The organism is Pseudalgibacter alginicilyticus (assembly GCF_001310225.1).
GTDB classification, from domain to species: Bacteria; Bacteroidota; Bacteroidia; order Flavobacteriales; family Flavobacteriaceae; genus Pseudalgibacter; species Pseudalgibacter alginicilyticus.
In genome coordinates, this window is sequence record NZ_CP012898.1 from 1,220,997 (window position 1) to 1,241,886 (window position 20,890).

Consider the following 20,890-nt stretch of genomic DNA (forward strand, 5'->3'; position numbering starts at 1 on the left):
TATCGAGATTAAATGGAGGACTACATAAAAAAACCCAAAGTTTTCACTTTGGGTTTAACGCACTAATACTACTAAGATGTTAGGTTTATCGTAATCTATCTACAGATTTTACAAGATCTTCATCCTTTTTGATGGCCTTATTAGCTAATGCCAATAACACGATAGAAACAACAGGAAGAAACATCCCAATACCTTTCTCAGAAACCGCCGTTTCTCCAGATACATTTAGAGATTGATATACAAAAAATCCTAGTAAAATAAAATTTAATATGATGTTAAGTCGCCCCAAAACAAATTGAAGCTTCCTATTTGTATACATAAATATAGACACCAAAGATACTACCGTAGATCCTAAAAACAAACTTAAAAACAATAAATTATCAGGCGCGAAAATTTTGACACCTTCTTCTGTAATCCATAAATGGAAAACAAAAATTAGTCCGCCCGAAACCAATGCTGCTAATAGTAAATAAAGTGTTTGAATTCGTTGAATCATGTATGCTATCTAAAAATGATAACAAAAATAATAGTTTCTTTTTAAAAAAAGAGTATTAAAAATTAAAATAAAGTTGTATAATTGCAGTAATAATTCACAACAATCCTAATAGCAGGTTGTTAACTCTTCAAATTTAACCCACTTTTTTCAGAATTATTCAAATTTATATTCAAAATACATATTCTAATAAACATTTATGTTTGAAATTTCACAATTAAAAGAAAAAAAACTCTCTGATTTACAAGAGATTGCAAAAAAACTGAACGTTCCAAAGTACCGTTCATTAAAAAAATTAGACTTAGTATATCAAATACTAGACAAGCAAGCAACAGATCCTAAAGCTGTAACATCTGTGGTAGATCCAAAAGAAACGAAGGAAACAAAGGAAACGAAAGAAACGAAAACGGCAACTTCCAAACCAAAACCACCTGTTGCAAGAAAACCAAGACAGCGAGTTCAAAAACCCGTAAAACCAGTTGAAAAAACTACTAATACCGACAAGCAAGTTGCACTTGAAAAAAAAGAATCTCCTGCACCTGCGCCAACAACTCCTGCTCCAACTCAACAAAATAAAGTTGACACGAAGCAAGACAATAAGCCAAAGCGTCAAAACGATAATCAACAAAAACCACATCCAAAAAACCAAAATAACCAACAGAGAAATCAGCATAAAAACCAAAAAAATGGTAATGTTGACGCTGGCAATAAAGACAGTAGAAACCGCTACCGTGAACCAGATTTTGAATTTGATGCTATTATTGAAAGTGAAGGTGTTTTAGACGTCATGCAAGATGGTTATGGTTTTTTAAGGTCTTCCGATTATAACTACTTATCATCACCTGATGATATTTATGTATCGCAATCACAAATAAGGTTATTTGGATTAAAAAAAGGAGATACAGTTTTAGGACACGTAAGACCTCCTAAAGAAGGTGAAAAATATTTTCCATTAATAAAAGTAATTAGAATCAATGGTCAGAAACCAGAAGTAGTAAGAGACCGTGTTTCTTTTGAGCATTTAACGCCACTATTTCCTAAAGAAAAATTTAATCTAGCAGAAAAACAAAGCACCATTTCTACTCGAATTATGGATTTGTTTGCGCCTATAGGAAAAGGACAACGTGGCATGATTGTATCACAACCTAAAACAGGTAAAACCATGCTATTAAAGGATGTAGCAAATGCTATTGCAGCCAACCATCCTGAGGTCTATTTAATGATTTTATTAATTGATGAACGCCCTGAAGAGGTAACGGATATGCAACGTAACGTACGTGGCGAAGTTATTGCTTCAACCTTTGATAAAGAAGCACACGAGCACGTAAAAATTGCCGATATTGTTTTGGAAAAAGCAAAACGATTGGTAGAATGTGGTCACGATGTGGTAATTCTTTTAGATTCTATTACCCGTTTAGCTAGAGCTTACAACACCGTACAACCGGCCTCTGGTAAAATACTAAGTGGTGGTGTAGATGCTAATGCACTGCACAAACCTAAACGTTTTTTTGGTGCTGCTCGTAATATAGAAAATGGTGGTTCTTTAACCATTATTGCAACGGCACTAACTGAAACTGGATCTAAAATGGACGAAGTTATTTTTGAAGAGTTTAAAGGCACCGGAAATATGGAGCTTCAATTGGATAGAAAAATATCTAACCGTAGAATTTTCCCTGCTATTGACCTTACATCTTCAAGTACCCGTAGAGATGATATCCTTTTAGATGACACCACCTTACAGCGTATGTGGGTAATGCGTAAATACCTTGCAGATATGAATCCTGTGGAAGCCATGGAGTTTATTAATGAGCGTTTTAAACAAACTAGGAATAATGAAGAATTTTTAATTTCCATGAATGGATAAAGTTGTTCATAAACTTAAAAAAAACAACCAACTATACTAAACTAAATTTGTAAAGGCCTTAGCATTTATTGTTGAGGCTTTTTCTTTACGCTATACTGAACACAATATCAAATACAATTCCAGACACTATCCAACACTATTCTCGTTATCACTAAATCCTTAGAGCATCAATAATAACCTACAATAAGACTTATTAAGCAACGTAAAAAGCTGACAAATACAGGGCATATAAATCACAAAACCTTTATTGCTTAATCAAAGTTTTTGCTTACATTTATGTTGTATTTTAACACAAAAAAGGTCTTATTTTACAAGCTTCATTTTATATCAAAATTTTGTCCACCATAAAAGAAAACATATGAAATATTTCACCACCATTTTTTTAGCAATCACCATTGAAAGCATCTGTTTTGCCCAAAACCCATTTATCACACATATGTACACTGCAGACCCTTCGGCTCGTGTATTTAATGATACTCTTTACGTTTACCCATCTCACGACCCTGATAATGCTGATTGGTTTGATATGGTAGATTGGCATGTGTTTTCAACTACAGATATGGTAAACTGGACCGACCATGGTGTTGCTTTAGATATAAAAGATATTAAGTGGGCCCAAAAATACGCCTGGGCACCAGATTGTATTCAAGCAAATGGAAAATATTATTTCTATTTCCCAACCGACCAATTTCATATTGGTGTTGCCGTAAGCGATAAAGCAACGGGGCCTTTTATTGATCCTCTTGGCAAACCACTAATTTCCATGGATACCAAAGGTGTGGTTTGTAATAGAGATTTTATTGACCCTGGTGTTTTTATTGATGATGATGGACAGGCCTATTTATATATGGGACAGTTAGTTGTAAATGCTATTAAGCTCAATAAAGATATGATTTCATATGATGGCAACGTTCACTTATTAGAAGGCACCGATGATTTTTTTGAAGCTGCGTGGATGCACAAATACAATGGGAAATATTATTTATCATATGTTGGAACAAGTGGAGAAATAAAATATAGCATGTCTGACAATCCGTTAGGCCCTTTTGAATACAAAGGAGTAATTTTAGAAAAAATGAACAGTGGTACAAACCATCATTCTATAGTTGAATATAGAGGACAATGGTACATGTTTTACCACAATTCAGACCTGTACTATAGTAAGCATCCTGAATTAGACGAAAAATTTGGCTGGGGACACGAAGGTAGCCCACACCCTTTTCGCAGATCCATTTGTTTTGATAAATTATATTACAATCCCAATGGGACCATTCAAAAAGTAATACCAACTAAATAAGAGAATCGTTTAAAAACTATTACAACTCACATCAATAGCAAGGAAATAATTCAAATCATTATACTCAAATGTTTATACAAGTAAAATGTATCTAAAAAGGAATTAATAAAATTGATAATCAATGATATATTAGTTGAATTAGATTATTCCTAAATCTATTACTAAAGACTACATTATAGAGTCCTAAAAAAATTCTCAAGCCTCTTTCTTTTATTTCACTTCTTTAACCAAAACATCTAATGTCACATTGGACTGTTCTCCAGAAATCATATTTTTTAGAGTAAAAGTATTTGAAGACATCTCTTCATCTCCTACCAAAACTACAAATGGAATAGCCCGCTTATTAGCATGCATCATTTGTTTTTTCATTTTAGCGGCATCTGGATATAACTCGGCATTCACCCCATGTTTCCTAAGATATTTGATGGCTTTCAAACTAAACAATGCTTCTTCATCTCCAAAATTTATAAATAACACTTTCACATTTTTGCTAACAGTTTCAGGAAATAAATTCAATTCTTCCAAAACCAAATAAATACGATCTAATCCAAAACTAATACCTACACCACTCACATTTTTCATTCCAAAAATGCCTGTTAAGTCATCATATCTACCACCACCACCAATAGATCCCATTTGGACTGTTTTTGGTGCAGCCACTTCAAAAATAGCTCCCGTATAATAATTCAATCCACGTGCTAAAGTAACATCTAACTCTAATTCAGCTGTTGACAATCCTAATTCTGAAATAGCTTTATTGATAAAAGCCAATTCTTGAATGCCTTTTTTCCCTTCATCGGAAGCATCTAAAATATCTTTTAAACGTTCTATTTGAGATTCAAAAGAACCCGATAAAGAAAAAAGAGGTTTTAATTTATCAATACCTAATTGTGGAATACCTTTTCCCAGCATTTCTTCCTTTACCTTCTCCTCACCTATTTTATCTAATTTATCAAGTGCTACCGTAAAGTCAATTAATTTATCACTAGCTCCTATAAGTTCTGCAATACCTGAAAGTATTTTTCTATTGTTTATTTTTATGGTAATACCATCTAATTTTAAAGCTGAAAAGACGGCATCATATAATTGAATAAATTCTACTTCTTGCCAAAGAGAAGTACTTCCAACTACATCCGCATCACATTGAAAAAATTCTCTAAAACGTCCTTTTTGAGGTCTATCCGCCCTCCAAACTGGCTGTATTTGGTAACGCTTAAATGGAAATTCAATCTCGTTTTGGTGCTGTACAACATAACGCGCAAATGGCACAGTTAAATCGTAACGAAGAGCTTTTTCTGAGATGGACCCTGTTAGTTTATTAGAGTCTTTTTCTAAATAAGCCTGTTCATCAGCTTTATTTAAATAATCACCAGAGTTTAAAATCTTAAAAATTAATCGATCCCCTTCCTCTCCATATTTCCCCATAAGGGTTTCATAGTTTTCAAAACTTGGAGTTTCAATGGGTTGAAATCCAAAAGTTTCAAAAGCTTCTCGAATGGTGTTAAATATATAATGTCGCTTTGCTACTTGTACGGGATTATAATCTCGGGTACCTTTTGGAATACTTGGTTTTTGAGCCATCAAACTGTAATTAAAATATATGTTTTTTTAGTTTACACCACCTACTAATATTACTTACATAATAATTTGGTGTGGACAGGCAAAAATAAATAATGAAATTGGATTGAAGGCCTCAGATTATCAAAATTTAAATATTTCTCAAGCATCAATAAAAACAACAAGAATTTCTGTTTTTTTCTTTAAAATAAAAAATTAGATAAATATATACCAATGATTGTTCTAAAAAAATTATCTAAAACATCAATAAATGATTCTTTTTTTATCAAATATGCATTTTAGCTAAAAAATATTATAAAACATCTTATTTTATACAATAAATAATTAAATCAAACGTATCTTTATTGTACCAAACACAAAACGGAGATTATAATTATAAGAGTTAGTCACCTTCATTATTTAAAATTCGTATTCAAAATTTGGTAATCCCCGGATAAATTAATGACCCGAAACTTTATTGTTTCGGGTTATTTTAATAAACACACTCTTTATCACATAACAAACTTATAGCAAGAAAGTTACCATTTTATAATAGCGCTTGCCCAAGTAAATCCACTACCAAAAGCTGCTAAAACTACACAGTCTCCATCCTTTATTTTACCTTTTTCCCAAGCTTCAGTTAGAGCAATAATAACAGATGCCGCAGTAGTATTACCATATGTCATTATATTATTAAATACTTGATCGTCTCTTAAACCAAATTTCTTTTGAATAAACTGAGCAATTCTTAAATTGGCTTGATGAGGAATTAACATATCAATATCTTCATTTTTTAGATTGTTTTGAGCCAAACCTTCATTTATAACCTCACTAAATCGTACAACAGCATGTTTAAACACAAAGGTACCATCCATATATGGATAATAAGAAATATCTTCTTCTTCAGACTCTAAAATTTCTGGAACCCAATGAGCAATGCTTGGAGATTTAACAATTAATTTATCTGCATATTTTCCTTCGCTATGCAAATGTGTAGACAAAATACCTTTGGTATTATCTTCTTCTCGCGACAATACACAAGCTCCTGCACCATCACCAAAAATAACAGAAACACCTCTACCTCTTGTTGTTTTATCCAGTCCGTTACTATGATATTCTGCACCAATAACTAACACATTTTTATACATCCCTGTTTTAATAAACTGATCGGCAACAGATATAGCATATACAAAACCTGAACATTGATTCCTTACATCCAAAGCGCCAATATTACGCATATCCAACATATCTTGAATTTGCACCCCACAACCTGGAAAATAATAATCAGGACTCAGTGTTGCAAATACTATAAAATCAATATCATCAGTAGTTAACCCTGCTCGTTCAATAGCAATTCTGGAAGCTTTTGCTCCCATTACTGCAGACGTATCTTCGCTACCTTCCTTTATCCATCGACGTTCTTTTATACCTGTTCGTTCTTGAATCCAAGCATCATTAGTGTCCATGAGTTTAGACAAATCATCATTAGTCACTACCTGTTCTGGCACATAGTGTCCAAGACCTATTATTTTTGAATTATACATTATCCCTTTTATTTTGAATAACCTAAAGTACAACAACTGTTGCTAAATTCCAATTCCATGATTTCGATTTTTTAAAAGACTGCTTAATTCGGGTTACATATCATTTTAAATTTCTTTTTTATGAAAATTTATGTCAGTTTGTCACCTTTTACGAATTGGCATTTTTGTTGACTAACAAACCAAGTAAGTTAAAACTAAGATTAATTAGATTCCTTTCAACAAGGAACTGACAAATAAAACTATTAAATTATGACAAAAGGAAACATTAATGTATCGGTAGAAAATATTTTTCCGTTAATTAAAAAATTCTTGTATAGTGACCACGAAATATTTTTACGTGAACTAATTAGCAACGGTACCGACGCCACCTTAAAGTTAAAGCACTTAACAAGCATTGGCGAATCTAAGTCTGAATATGGCAACCCACAAATAGAGGTTAAAATAGACAAAGAAGGTAAAAAACTTCATATCATAGATCAAGGTTTAGGTATGACTGCTGAAGAGGTTGAAAAATACATTAACCAAGTTGCCTTTTCTGGTGCTGAAGAGTTTTTGGATAAATACAAAGATTCTGCAAAAGACTCTGGTATCATTGGACACTTTGGTTTAGGATTCTATTCTGCTTTTATGGTGGCCGAAAAGGTTGAAATCATTACTAAATCTCATAAAGATGAACCTGCAGCTCATTGGACCTGCGATGGATCTCCCGAGTTTACCTTGGAAGCTTCAGATAAAACAGAACGCGGAACAGAAATCATCCTTCATATTGCTGAAGACTCTACCGAATTTTTGGAAGAAAGCAGAATTAGCGCCTTGTTATCTAAATACAACAAGTTTATGCCTGTACCCATTAAGTTTGGAACTAAGGAAATAAATGACCCTGAGCACGAGCCAGCAACAATTAAAGATAAAGACGGCAAAGAAACTAAAGAGCCTCAAAGAAAAATTACTGTTGATAATATCATCAACAACCCTACTCCTGCCTGGACTAAACAACCAGCAGATTTAAAAGAAGAAGATTACAGTAGCTTTTACAGAGAATTGTATCCCATGCAATTTGAAGAGCCTTTATTCAACATTCACCTAAATGTAGATTATCCTTTCAATTTAACAGGAATTTTGTATTTCCCGAAAATTTCTAATGACATGCAAATGCAAAAGGATAAAATTCAACTTTATCAAAATCAAGTTTTTGTAACAGATAATGTAGAAGGTATTGTTCCTGAATTTTTAACCATGCTTCGCGGTGTAATTGATTCTCCTGACATTCCATTAAACGTATCTCGTTCGTATTTACAAGCAGATGGAGCCGTTAAAAAGATTTCATCTTACATTACCAGAAAAGTAGCTGATAAATTAAAATCGTTATTCAACAATAATCGTGAGGACTTTGAAGCTAAATGGAACGACATTAAAATTGTGATTGAATACGGTATGCTTTCTGAAGAAAAATTCTTTGAAAAAGCAGATGCTTTTGCTCTGTATCCAACAGTAGATGGAAAATACTATACATACGAGGAATTATTCAATAAAATAAAAGCTAATCAAACAGATAAAGACGGTAAATTAGTCATTCTATATGCGTCAGATAAAGATGCACAACACAGCTACATTGAGTCTGCTAAGGCTAAAAATTACGAAGTTTTACTATTAGATTCTCCAATTATCTCACACCTAATTCAAAAATTAGAAGGCACAAAAGAAAACATAACATTTGCTCGTGTGGATGGCGACCATATTAATAATTTAATTAAGAAAGACGAAACAACTATTTCTAAGTTAAATGAGGACCAAACTAAAGCTTTAGACGACTTATTAAAAGAAGTAATTCCTTCTGAAAAATTTATGGTTCAATTAGAAGCTATGGATAGTAACGAATCTCCTTTCACTATTACGCAGCCTGAATTTATGCGTAGAATGAAAGAGATGCAAGCTACTGGCGGAGGAGGAATGAATATGTTTGGAAATATGCCAGAAATGTACAACTTAATTGTAAATACTAATTCTGAATTGGTTAGCGAAATTCTTGAAACTAAAACCAAAAAGAAACAAGAGCGCTTAATTAATCAAAGTTTAGATTTAGCACGTTTATCTCAAGGACTACTTAAAGGTGAAGAATTAACAAACTTCATAAAACGCAGTTACGAAATGATAAAATAGTTTCATCAATGCTCAACCAACAAGTTGACACGCTGAATTTTCAGCATCCTATATAAATTGTAAAGCCACCTTCATTAAGGTGGCTTTTATTTTAAGTAACAGAGTACCAACAAGTTCTGTATTTAAGAATAAAAACCCAATAAACACACGCAACCAATCACTAATTACACCATCTACTAAAAAACAAAAATCACTTTAAAATTGACTTAAAAAAATTATGAAAAGCATACTCCTCACAACTTTAGCAATCGTTTTATTTACAGCATGTAACACCAATGATGACCCTCCTTTTGATTATAGCGAACTTAACGATGAGGAAATACAAACCTATCTTGAAACAAACAATTTAGATGCTGAAAAAAGCAGCTCAGGTTTATATTACATTATAGACGAACTTGGTTCTGGTGAACACCCAGTTTCAACAGATAGAGTAAAAGTTAATTACGAAGGCTACTTTACTAACGGCAATCTTTTTGATGAAAGTGATGAAACTGGTGTTTCATTTTTCTTAGATCAAGTTATTTATGGTTGGAGAGAAGGTTTAACATACTTTAAAGAAGGTGGTAGCGGAAAATTAATAATTCCTGCACATTTAGCATATGGAAGCTATGACAATGGTAGCATTCCTGCAGGGTCTGTTTTAATTTTTGACATCGAACTCATTTACGTGAATTACAAAACTGAAAATGAAGCACAAATTCAATCTTATTTAATAGAAAACAACTTAACAGCACAAGCTACAGGTACTGGTTTATATTACAATATTGATACGCCAGGTGGTGGTATAGTAAATCCTACAGACAGCGACAACGTTACAATTACATATAAAGGACAATTAATTGATGGAACCGTGTTTGACCAAAGTACATCTCCAGCCAGTTTTAATTTACAAAATGTTATAGAAGGATTTTCAGAAGGACTCACTTACTTTAGTGAAGGAGATGTAGGCTCTCTATATATTCCAGCACATTTGGCATATGGAAACCAACAATTATCAGAAATCCCAATTGGTTCTGTTCTTATTTTTGAAATTGAACTTATTTCTGTTAATTAGAAAATACCCGCATTAAAATTCTCTTAGTTTTTACTACAGTACTCTCTGTATTAAATAACTAATTAACTTAAAAATTTCATGACTTTTACTAAAACTTTCTTAAGCTTATTGCTTATAACCACTCTCTGTGTATCATGCATATCTACAAAATCTACGAGCACAACTTTTTGGGTAAATAGCAAGAAAACTGATTGTAATACCGGAGCTGGTAAAACACAATGCTTACAAATTCATAAAGGCCATGATTTAAATATTACTGAATGGACTCCCTTTCATTCGTCTATTGAAAACTTTGCATTTGAACTTGGATATCTTCAAAAAATAAAAGTTAAGAAAACCTCTTTAAAAACAACACACACACCCTTCGACACCTCTTCAACAACATATAAATTGGTTAAGGTTTTAGAAAAAAAGCAAGATCCAAAAATAATTTTACATGATATTTGGGCAGCAACAAGCATTAATAGAAACGTGATCAAAGCAAAAAACAATACACCTACATTAGAAATAAACCTGACAAAAATGCAAGTTTTTGGCACTGATGGATGCAATAATTTTACGGGTAGTATTAGAAATTTAACAGCAAATACCATAATGTTTAACACTTTAGCATCCACCAGAAAAATGTGTTTGGATATGCAAATTCCTGATATCTACAATAAAGCATTGATAAATTCAGTAAGTTATAAACATGAAAGTTTAAATTTATTTTTTTACGACGCTAATGGCCGTGAAACCATTCATTTTAAAAAGGTAGATTAATTTTAAAGTGACCGAATGCAAAATTGAATTAAAAAAAGGAAACTAATTACCAAAATTAGTTTCCTTATTTAAATACCTCAAGTTGTTATTATCCACATTTAGAAGAACCACAATCCTTACACGTAAGACAACCTTCTTGATAAATTAAATTTTCAGATTTACAATTATCACAATGATGACCTTTAGCTTGAGTACCATCTGCTACGTAACGCTTTAATGCACGCACTACACCATTTTTCCATGTATTTATTGACTCACTATCTAACTGTAAACTATTAATAAGGTTTACAATTTTGTCAATAGGCATACCATGACGCAACGTACTTGAAATTAATTTTGCATAATTCCAAAACTCTGGATTAAATTTATGCGACAACCCCTCAATCGTTGTTTTATAACCTCTGGTGTTTTTATACTGGAAATCATATCGAGAGCTCCCATCTTCATTTCGGTTTTTAATAATAACACCTTTATTAACCCAGCGCGGAATTAAAATACCATCTTCATCATCAGCTAAACCTGTAAAAACTTCATAAGGATTTTCATCAATCAACCCTATAAAAGCAATCCATTTCTCTTTATTATTTTGAAAACGCACCACATCTGCTTCTAAGCTTTGTGGTCTTTTTTCGGGAAAAGTTGTCAATAAATCTTTCGCCTTGTCTTCTTTCTTTTCATCATTTGAAATTAAAACTCCCGAACGCGAACCATCTCTATAAACTGTCACACCTTTACAGCCCACTTCCCAAGCCTTCAAATACAAGTCGCCTACCAAATCCTCAGACACATCATTAGGCAAATTAATAGTTACACTAATTGAATGATCTACCCATTTTTGAATTGCACCTTGCATACTTACTTTACTCAACCAATCTACATCATTTGATGTTGCCTTATGGTATGGTGATTTTTGAATCAAATCATCTATTTCGCCCTGTGTAAAGTTTTTAGAACTATCGATACCATTCACTTCCATCCACAACTTAAATTTATGATGAAACACTACATATTCTTCCCACGAATCTCCAACTTCATCAACAAAATCAACATTCACTTCTTTATCATTAGGGTTTACTTTTCTTCTACGTTTGTAAACTGGCATAAAAACAGGCTCTATCCCTGAAGTTGTTTGCGTCATTAAACTTGTTGTTCCTGTTGGAGCTATAGTTAACAAGGCAATATTTCTTCTACCATATTCTAGCATTTCGTAATATAATTTACTATCTGCTTCTTTTAGTCGCTGAATAAATGGATTGTTTTTTTCTCGCTCTGCATCAAAAATTCCAAATGCACCACGCTCTTTTGCTAAATGTACTGAACCACGATAAGCTTCAATAGCTATGGTTTTATGAACTTTCAATGAAAATGCATTTCCTGATTCGCTACCATATTGAATTCCTAAAGCAGCTAACATATCACCTTCCGCAGTAATACCAACTCCTGTTCTACGGCCCTCTCCTGCTTTTTTCTGTATGTTAACCCATAAATTACGTTCTATAGCTTTTACGTCATCCATCTCTGGATCGGCATCAATCTTACTTAATATTTTATCAATTTTTTCTAATTCTAAATCAATAATATCATCCATAATACGCTGAGCAGCAGCTACATGCTTTTTGAATAATGAAAAATTGAAACTCGCTTCTTTTGTAAATGGTTTTTCAACATAAGAAAACAAATTAATAGCTAACAATCTGCAAGAATCATAAGGGCACAACGGAATTTCGCCACAAGGGTTTGTAGATACTGTTTTATAACCTAAATCTGAATAACAATCAGGTACTGATTCATTAATAATTGTATCCCAAAACAAAATACCTGGTTCTGCCGATTTCCAAGCATTGTGAACTATTTTTTTCCAAAGTGAATTAGCATCTATCGTTTTAGACACTTTTGGGTTTTGACTAAAAATAGGATATTTCTGAACATAATCCGTATTATTTTTAACAGCTTTCATAAAACCATCATCAATTCTAACAGACACATTAGCTCCTGTAACCTTACCTTGTTCTAATTTAGCATTTATAAAATCTTCTGAGTCTGGGTGATTTATAGAAACTGATAACATAAGAGCACCACGCCTACCATCCTGAGCAACTTCCCTGGTTGAGTTTGAATAACGCTCCATAAATGGTACCACACCTGTGGAAGTTAATGCAGAATTTTTTACAGCAGAACCTTTAGGACGAATATGAGATAAATCATGCCCAACACCGCCTCGTCGCTTCATAAGTTGTACTTGTTCTTGATCTATTTTCATAACACCACCATAGGAATCAGACTCACCAGAATTACCTATTACAAAACAATTGGAAAGGGATGCTATTTGATATGGGTTACCAATACCTGCCATTGGACTTCCTTGTGGTACTATATATTTAAAATCTTTTATCAGATCAAAAATATCATCTTCACTTAAGGGATTTGTATACTTTAGTTCAACTCGAGCTATTTCTTTAGCTATTCTGCGATGCATATCGTTTGGAGTCAACTCATAAATATTTCCTTCTGAATCTTTAAGCGCATATTTATTTAACCAAACACGAGCTGCTAAGTCATCATTTTTAAAATATTTTAAAGCTGCATTAAAAGCTTCTTCTTGGGAATACGTTTTAGGAGGGTTTTTGGAGACATCTACGCTCATGGATAAATATAGGTTTTTAGTTAGGCTTATTTTACGATACAAAGAAACAAAAAATAAGCAACTTAAAACATGATAAAGATCACAAAGTTTACGTAAAAATTTTACAAGTAATTGATTTTAAGTTTATTAATGATTTATCAACAACAAAAAGTTAACAAATAAATTAAATAAAAAATATTTAGATGTTTTTAAAAATTCACAGCAAAACCAACACCTAAAATCTGCTTCCACTGAACTTTAGCACCAGCTTCATCAAACTCACCTTCAATTTCAGAAGGCTCGGTTGTTTTTACATCATCATCATACTTTAAATGTGATCCAAAGGTGGCTTTCACAAAACTATTTACCTTAAAGTCAAAAGTTAGCTGCCAATCAATATCTACATTACCAAAATTATTTATATAATCTGAATACAAACTCAACTGATTAGACATTTTTATATTCTCAGCAACCTCCATTTCATAACTATTTGTTAATAGCATCCCCACTTCACTTCGTATACGATCTCCTTCTACTATAACATTTCCTAGACTATCTAAAACAGCTGGTTCCACACCAAATGAACCTGCATTAGCCAAATCCTGATCCAAAACAAAAGTAGTTTTTAAAGTTAATGGCGAAAAATAAAGCGATAGCTCATCAATTTGTTTTCCATACTCCATACCCGCACCTAAAAACAAGTAACCTGGAGCCATAAGCCTCGAAATTTCATTATCTCTATTAGGATATTTGTAGCCATTTGCTAATTGTGTTTTAAAATTAAAACGTGCCGAATAAAACCAATGTGAATATTTATCAGGCTGGTATCCTAAATTAGAATTAAGCTCAAACAAATCATCTGTTTTTCTCAACTCACGACTTTCTTGTTTATTTATTCCATAACGAATTTTGACGTTGTTATTCCAATAAAAAAAAGGGTCTTTATAATTGGCTGAAGATTCAAAGCCTAACAAACCAGAAATAGAATTACTACCACCAGAATTCCAATTTACAAATGCAACTTCACTTAAGTCTATACCAAATTTATTTTTTTGAATCCATTCTGGACTATCGTATTTTTCTTTTTCTGGATGAAATTTAATAAACAAAGAATCAGGTTGAGCTACCAACACTTGAGTTACTAAAAATACTAAAATAACTAAACGATGTTTCATGTTGTGGTTGATTAAAAATGTTTTAATAATCAATAATCGTTCCATTTTTCATGAAAAGACTAAAAACTAATAATTAAACTCTCCAAATTCTGATTTTATTGTAAGCTTTTTGGTTTCTGAAGCCTCCACTCTTCCAATCACCTGAGCACCAATACCATAAGATTTGGAGATAGACATAATATCTTCAGCAATTTCTGGCGCTACATACAACTCCATTCTGTGCCCACAATTAAATACTTGATACATTTCCTTCCAGTCAGTTTTTGATTGCTCTTGTATCAATTTAAATAGTGGTGGAACAGTAAACATATTATCTTTAATAATATGAAATTCATCTACAAAATGAAGAATTTTAGTTTGTGCACCACCAGAGCAATGTACCATACCATGAACAGTATCACTTTTATATTTTGATAAAATAGACTTTATAATTGGCGCATAAGTACGGGTTGGTGACAATACCAATTTACCCGCATCAACAGGCACATCTTTAACATTATCAGTTAATTTAACTTCTCCCGAATACACCAAATCCTCTGGCACCGAAGCATCAAAACTTTCTGGGTATTTAGTTGCTAAGTATTTACTAAACACATCATGCCTTGCAGATGTTAAGCCATTACTTCCCATACCGCCGTTGTATGCTTTTTCATAAGTTGCTTGCCCAAAACTTTCCAAGCCTACAATAACATCTCCTGCTTTTATATTAGCATTATCAATAACATCACTGCGCTTCATTCTTGCTGTTACTGTTGAGTCTACTATAATGGTACGCACCAAATCACCAACGTCAGCAGTTTCACCGCCTGTAGAATGAATAGTTACTCCAAAGGATTTTAAATCTTCCAGTAATTCTTCAGTTCCGTTTATAATTGCTGAAAGTACTTCGCCTGGAATTAAGCTTTTATTCCGTCCTATGGTTGAAGACAACATAATATTATCAGTAGCTCCTACACACAACAAATCGTCAATATTCATGATTAAAGCATCTTGAGCAATGCCTTTCCAAACTGAAATGTCTCCAGTTTCCTTCCAATACATATACGCTAACGAAGATTTTGTTCCCGCACCATCGGCATGCATAATCAAGCAATAATCATCATCATTTGTTAAATAATCTGGAACAATTTTACAGAATGCCTTTGGAAACAATCCTTTATTAATGTTTTTTATGGCGTTGTGCACATCTTCTTTAGATGCAGAAACCCCACGTTGGGCGTAGCGTTTTGAAACTTCTTGACTCATATTAGTATATTGTTTTGCAAAAGTAATTCTTTGAATTTTAAAAACCATAAATTTAGATATGTGAATTTCTGAAATTATGAGTTTACATAATTACAAATTGTTAAAACTTAACCATTTTAAACTATTTAATGAATATGAAGCCTACACTATATCTTAAGCCTAAAGTTGAAATATTAAATAAAAAATCAGCTAAAAATTAGTACCATATTAAACCTTAAAAAGGATTTTTAGTCTAAAAAACATCTGATAGAATCAAATTTAAACATGTTCAAAATGTATTTAATTTTAATATTAATCTTTACCTCAAACATCATGTCTTGCAACCATGATGATAACAAAAAAATATCAGAAAATGATAATTTACTTAACATTTCAAGCTATCCAATTGTAGATACAGGTGTCAAAGATTTTTATAGCAATACAGCTATAATCTCAAAAACACTTGAAGAGCAAGACTTTCATGGACAAGACGCGTCCTATAATGGCAATCAACCCTCATACACCAACAATGGAGACGGCACCATTACCGACAACGTTACTGGATTGATGTGGGAACAAGACATGGGAAACAAAATCACTTATGAAAACGCCTTTGTAAAGGCTGAAACATCAACTTTAGCTGGATATACCGATTGGAGAGTTCCAACATTAAAAGAAATTTATTCACTCATATTATTTACAGGACAAGTTAAAGGCGCAAAAGCTATTGATTTGTTTATTGACACAACATACTTCAATCAACCATTAGGTAATGTGAGTATTGGAGAAAGAGAAATTGACGCACAAACCTGGTCTTCCACCCCATATGATGGAAAAACTATGCATGGTGATGAAACTATTTTTGGAGTTAATTTTATAGATGGCCGAATTAAAGGTTATCCTAAATACAGCCCTAAAACTAAAAATGCCAATATGATGTATTTCAGAATGGTAAGAGGAAATATTGAATATGGTAAAAATAATTTTATTGACAATAGAGATGGCACCATAAGTGATTTAGCTACTGGATTAATGTGGCAAAAATCAGACGATGGTATTGCTCGAAATTGGAAAGAATCACTATCTTATGCTGAAAACTCAGAATTATCATCATATAATGATTGGAGATTACCAAATGCAAAGGAATTACAAAGTATTGTAGATTACTCTAGATCACCACAAACAACAAACTCTCCTGCAATAGATCCTATATTCGATACCACCGAAATTAATGATCCTAACGGAAACCCTGGACAGTATCCATATTTTTGGACCAGCACTACACATAAAGACGGCGTATACCCCTATGAAAGTGCTGTTTACATAGCATTTGGTGAAGGCCAAGGAAAAATGAACAAAAATCTACTTGATGTTCATGGTGCTGGATGTCAAAGAAGCGACCCTAAAAATGGAATAAAAAGTAATTATCCTCAATATTTTGGTCCCCAAGGCGATGTTAGGTATGTATATAATTACGTAAGACTTGTAAGAAACCTATAAATAGCAAAACACTTAATAAATTCATCTTTAACATCTTACACCAATAAAACACACAAACTAAGCCTCAAAATTCCATCACTATTAAACCACCTCTTTAACCTGAAAATCAAAAAGTGAAACCACAAAAGTTTATCGTGTGAACAACAATTCGCGATACTTAGTTAGTGGCCAAATTTCATCATCTACCAACAATTCTAATTTATCACAATGGTAACGAATATCATTAAAAATTGGTTTTACATCATTGCAATAGCCATGCGCTTTTTTTTCATTATCAGCAAGTGTATTTAGCTTTTTACGTTCATTGGTCATTTTTGTAACATTGGTATTTATTCCTTCAATATGCTTTGATATTGCTTTTATCAAACTTATTTGCTCTTTGGCTAAGGCTTTATAATCAGCTTCAAAAATTTCTTTTAACCCCTTGACATTTTCAATCAATATGTTTTGATATTTAACAGCCGTTGGCACCACATGATTTCTAGCTATATCTCCTAAAACCCGACTCTCAATCTGAATATGCTTTATATAGGACTCTAACTCAATATCATATCGCGCTTGTGTTTCAATCCTACTCATCACATTCATTTCTTCAAATAAATCGATGGTTTTTTTAGACATTTTGGCTTTTAAAGCTTCTGGCGTAGTTTTATGATTACTCAAACCTCGCTTTTTAGCTTCTTTTTCCCAAGCCTCACCATAACCATTCCCCTCAAACAATATGTTTCTACAAGACTTAATATACTCTCTAATAACATTAAAAATAGCTTCGTCTTTTTTTAACCCTTTATTTTCTATTAAGGTATCAACCTCTACTTTAAAATCTTTCAATTGCTTAGCAACTATGGTATTTAAAATCGTCATGGGATTTCCACAATTTGCTGTAGACCCCACTGCTCTAAATTCAAATTTATTACCCGTAAAAGCAAAAGGCGATGTTCTATTTCTATCAGTGTTATCCAATAACACATCAGGTATTTTTCCAACTACATTAAGCTTAAGATCTGTTTTCTCTTGAGGCGACAATTTTCCTTTTGTAACACCTTCTAACTCCTCTAAAACTTTAGTTAGTTGTTTCCCAATAAACACCGATATAATTGCCGGTGGTGCTTCACCAGCCCCCAATCTATGTTCATTACTTGCAGTTGCAATAGCAGCTCTTAAAAGTTCTTCATGCTCATGCACAGCTTTAATCGTGTTGATAAAAAAGGTTAAAAACTGAAGATTACTCATTGGTGTTTTCCCAGGACCTAATAAATTTACTCCTGTATCTGTAGATAAACTCCAATTATTGTGTTTACCTGAACCATTCATATTAACAAATGGTTTTTCATGAAACAATACTTTAAAATTATGCCTAGAAGCCACACGCCCCATAACATCCATTAGTAAAGAGTTATGATCTACAGCTAGATTAGCCTCTTCGTATATAGGAGCTAATTCAAATTGATTAGGAGCAACCTCATTATGTCGTGTTTTTGCAGGAATACCAAGTAACATGCATTCGGTTTCCAAATCGCGCATAAAATTTAAAGCCCTCCTTGGAATGGCTCCAAAATAATGATCATCCAATTGTTGCCCTTTAGCAGAGGAATGCCCTAACAGTGTTCTACCCGTAAGCATAATATCCGGTCTACTAGCCGCCAATAATTTATCAATTAAAAAATATTCTTGCTCCCAACCCAATGAAGAGGTTACCTTTTTAACGTTCTTATCAAAATATTTGCACACTTCAGTGGCTGCATTATCCACGGCATTAAGTGCTCTTAATAAGGGAGTTTTATAATCTAAAGCCTCCCCGGTATAGGCTACAAAAATGGTTGGAATGCATAAAGTTGTTTCATAAATAAAAGCTGGTGATGTGGGATCCCAAGCTGTGTACCCTCTCGCTTCAAAAGTATTTCTAATTCCACCACTAGGAAAACTGGAGGCATCTGGCTCTTGCTGAACTAATTGATCGCCTCCAAACTTTTCAATTGCCATCCCATTGCCTACGGTTTCAAAAAACGCATCATGTTTTTCAGCAGTAATACCTGTTAATGGCTGAAACCAATGTGTGTAATGCGTCACCCCTTTAGACAATGCCCAATCTTTCATAGAAGACGCCACTTGATCTGCAATATTCCTATCAATTTTCTTTCCATGTTGAATCGCATTTATAACACCCATAAATGCATCTTTTGTCAAATATTGACGCATCGTATTTTCATTAAACACATTCTTACCAAATAAATCTGAACGTCTCTCTTTTTCTTCAATTTTTACATATTTATAAGCTAGAGACTCTTTTATTGCATGAAATCTTAATATTGACATGATTAGCTATCCTATATTTAAAGTTTTGACAAAAATACTCACTTAAATTATATAAACATATGAAAACATTTTTTTTCTAATTAAGAATTTTTCAATTTTTCAATCAAAAAATAAAGTCTTTTTAATATAAGCCTAAATTTAATGGGGTATAAATAAAAATAACTGACCGTTTTACTAAAACACCCCCATAAAACACAAAGTATCTATATAAATATTATATTTGTTGAAAACAATTATTAATTAGAACATATATAAATCATTCATTATGGCAAAAATTAAATTAGAATACATCTGGTTAGATGGTTATTTCCCAACTCAAAATTTGAGAAGTAAAACTAAGGTTGAAGAACACGAAGACTTTAAAGGTACATTAGAAGAAATAGGTAACTGGTCTTTTGACGGTTCGTCAACTAGACAAGCCGCAGGTGGTTCTTCTGACTGTTTATTAGTACCTGTTGCTATATATCCTGATCCAGAACGTATCAATGGATATTTAGTAATGACTGAAGTTATGAATGCTGACGGAACACCTCACCCTTCTAACGGTAGAGCAACGATTGATGATGATGATGATGATTTCTGGTTTGGTTTTGAGCAAGAGTACTTTATCATGGATACTAAAACTCTTTTACCTTTAGGATTTCCAATTGGAGGGTACCCTGCGCCACAAGGAATGTATTACTGTTCAGTTGGTGGATTAAACACACATGGTAGAGATGTTGTTGAAGAGCATGCCGATTTATGTATTAAAGCTGGTTTAAACTTTGAAGGTATCAACCAAGAAGTTGCATGTGGTCAATGGGAATTCCAATTATTTGCTAAAGGAGCTAAAAAAGCTGGTGATGAAATTTGGATTGCTAGATATTTATTAGATCGTTTAACAGAAAAGTATGGTTACTATATTGAGTACCACCCAAAACCACTTGGAAAAGACATGGACTGGAATGGATCTGGTATGCACGCTAACTTCTCAAACTCTATCTTAAGAACTTGTGGTTCTAAAGAAAAGTATGCTGAAATTTGTGAAGCTTTCCGCCCTGTAGTTAATGAACATATTGCTGTTTACGGAGAGTTTAACGATCAACGTTTAACAGGTTTACATGAAACAGCTGCTATTACTGATTTCTCTTGGGGAGTTTCAGATAGAGGCGCATCAATTCGTATTCCAATTATTACTGTAGAAAAAGGATACAAAGGATGGTTAGAAGACAGACGTCCAGCTTCAAATGCTGATCCATATAAAATTGCCGCTAGAATTATTAAAACGGTTAAACCAATTAAATAATTTTATTACATAATATATAAGTTAAAACGCTAACAT

General features: G+C 32.9%; 14 protein-coding genes. 7 read left to right on the forward strand and 7 right to left on the reverse strand.

Annotated features, from left to right (window positions below):
* Window positions 1-85 precede the first annotated feature (85 nt).
* The gene (locus APS56_RS05010) at window positions 86-496 is read right to left on the reverse strand and encodes a DUF4293 domain-containing protein (RefSeq protein ID WP_054725493.1); all 411 of its coding nucleotides are present in this window, start codon (window positions 494-496) and stop codon (window positions 86-88) included.
* A 196-nt stretch (window positions 497-692) separates the two neighbouring features.
* Here APS56_RS05010 and rho point away from each other — a divergent pair, with 196 nt between their 5' ends.
* Window positions 693-2,357 (forward strand): transcription termination factor Rho, encoded by a 1,665-nt coding sequence (gene rho, locus APS56_RS05015; RefSeq protein ID WP_054725497.1) that lies wholly within the window; start codon window positions 693-695, stop codon window positions 2,355-2,357.
* A 358-nt stretch (window positions 2,358-2,715) separates the two neighbouring features.
* The gene (locus APS56_RS05020) at window positions 2,716-3,654 is read left to right on the forward strand and encodes a family 43 glycosylhydrolase (protein WP_054725501.1); all 939 of its coding nucleotides are present in this window, start codon (window positions 2,716-2,718) and stop codon (window positions 3,652-3,654) included.
* 210 nt (window positions 3,655-3,864) lie between these two features.
* Here APS56_RS05020 and hisS read toward each other — a convergent pair whose 3' ends face one another.
* On the reverse strand, window positions 3,865-5,235 hold the full coding sequence (gene hisS, locus APS56_RS05025) for a histidine--tRNA ligase (RefSeq protein ID WP_054725504.1): 1,371 nt from the start codon (window positions 5,233-5,235) through the stop codon (window positions 3,865-3,867).
* A gap of 515 nt (window positions 5,236-5,750) precedes the next feature.
* Window positions 5,751-6,755 (reverse strand): 3-oxoacyl-ACP synthase III family protein, encoded by a 1,005-nt coding sequence (locus APS56_RS05030; protein WP_054725506.1) that lies wholly within the window; start codon window positions 6,753-6,755, stop codon window positions 5,751-5,753.
* Between the two features lie 249 nt (window positions 6,756-7,004).
* On the opposite strand from APS56_RS05030, the gene htpG reads away from it, so the two are divergent.
* The 3 genes from htpG (at window position 7,005) to APS56_RS05045 (ending at window position 10,731) form a co-directional block, all read left to right on the forward strand.
* On the forward strand, window positions 7,005-8,915 hold the full coding sequence (htpG, locus tag APS56_RS05035) for a molecular chaperone HtpG (RefSeq protein ID WP_054725508.1): 1,911 nt from the start codon (window positions 7,005-7,007) through the stop codon (window positions 8,913-8,915).
* Window positions 8,916-9,132: 217 nt separating this feature from the next.
* Complete coding sequence (locus tag APS56_RS17235; protein WP_157757609.1) at window positions 9,133-9,969, forward strand: FKBP-type peptidyl-prolyl cis-trans isomerase; 837 nt, start codon at window positions 9,133-9,135, stop codon at window positions 9,967-9,969.
* A gap of 78 nt (window positions 9,970-10,047) precedes the next feature.
* Complete coding sequence (locus APS56_RS05045) at window positions 10,048-10,731, forward strand: DUF4377 domain-containing protein (protein ID WP_054725510.1); 684 nt, start codon at window positions 10,048-10,050, stop codon at window positions 10,729-10,731.
* A gap of 88 nt (window positions 10,732-10,819) precedes the next feature.
* Here the strand turns inward: APS56_RS05045 and APS56_RS05050 are convergent, their stop codons facing one another.
* The 3 genes from APS56_RS05050 to APS56_RS05060 form a co-directional block, all read right to left on the reverse strand.
* Complete coding sequence (locus tag APS56_RS05050) at window positions 10,820-13,375, reverse strand: adenosylcobalamin-dependent ribonucleoside-diphosphate reductase (protein WP_054725512.1); 2,556 nt, start codon at window positions 13,373-13,375, stop codon at window positions 10,820-10,822.
* Between the two features lie 188 nt (window positions 13,376-13,563).
* Window positions 13,564-14,529 carry a DUF3078 domain-containing protein gene (locus tag APS56_RS05055; protein ID WP_054731167.1) on the reverse strand — a complete coding sequence of 322 codons (966 nt, stop codon included), beginning with the start codon at window positions 14,527-14,529 and terminating at the stop codon, window positions 13,564-13,566.
* 66 nt (window positions 14,530-14,595) lie between these two features.
* Window positions 14,596-15,774: an AIR synthase related protein gene (locus APS56_RS05060; RefSeq protein WP_054731169.1), complete on the reverse strand. Its 1,179-nt coding sequence runs from the start codon at window positions 15,772-15,774 to the stop codon at window positions 14,596-14,598.
* Window positions 15,775-16,047: 273 nt separating this feature from the next.
* Between APS56_RS05060 and APS56_RS05065 the strand changes: the two genes are divergently transcribed.
* Window positions 16,048-17,253 carry an Lcl C-terminal domain-containing protein gene (locus tag APS56_RS05065; protein WP_211259736.1) on the forward strand — a complete coding sequence of 402 codons (1,206 nt, stop codon included), beginning with the start codon at window positions 16,048-16,050 and terminating at the stop codon, window positions 17,251-17,253.
* A gap of 129 nt (window positions 17,254-17,382) precedes the next feature.
* On the opposite strand, the gene APS56_RS05070 is transcribed toward APS56_RS05065, so the two are convergent.
* Window positions 17,383-19,569: a glutamine synthetase III family protein gene (locus tag APS56_RS05070; protein ID WP_054725515.1), complete on the reverse strand. Its 2,187-nt coding sequence runs from the start codon at window positions 19,567-19,569 to the stop codon at window positions 17,383-17,385.
* Window positions 19,570-19,834: 265 nt separating this feature from the next.
* Between APS56_RS05070 and APS56_RS05075 the strand changes: the two genes are divergently transcribed.
* On the forward strand, window positions 19,835-20,854 hold the full coding sequence (locus APS56_RS05075) for a glutamine synthetase beta-grasp domain-containing protein (protein ID WP_054725517.1): 1,020 nt from the start codon (window positions 19,835-19,837) through the stop codon (window positions 20,852-20,854).
* The last annotated feature ends 36 nt before the right edge of the window (window positions 20,855-20,890 follow it).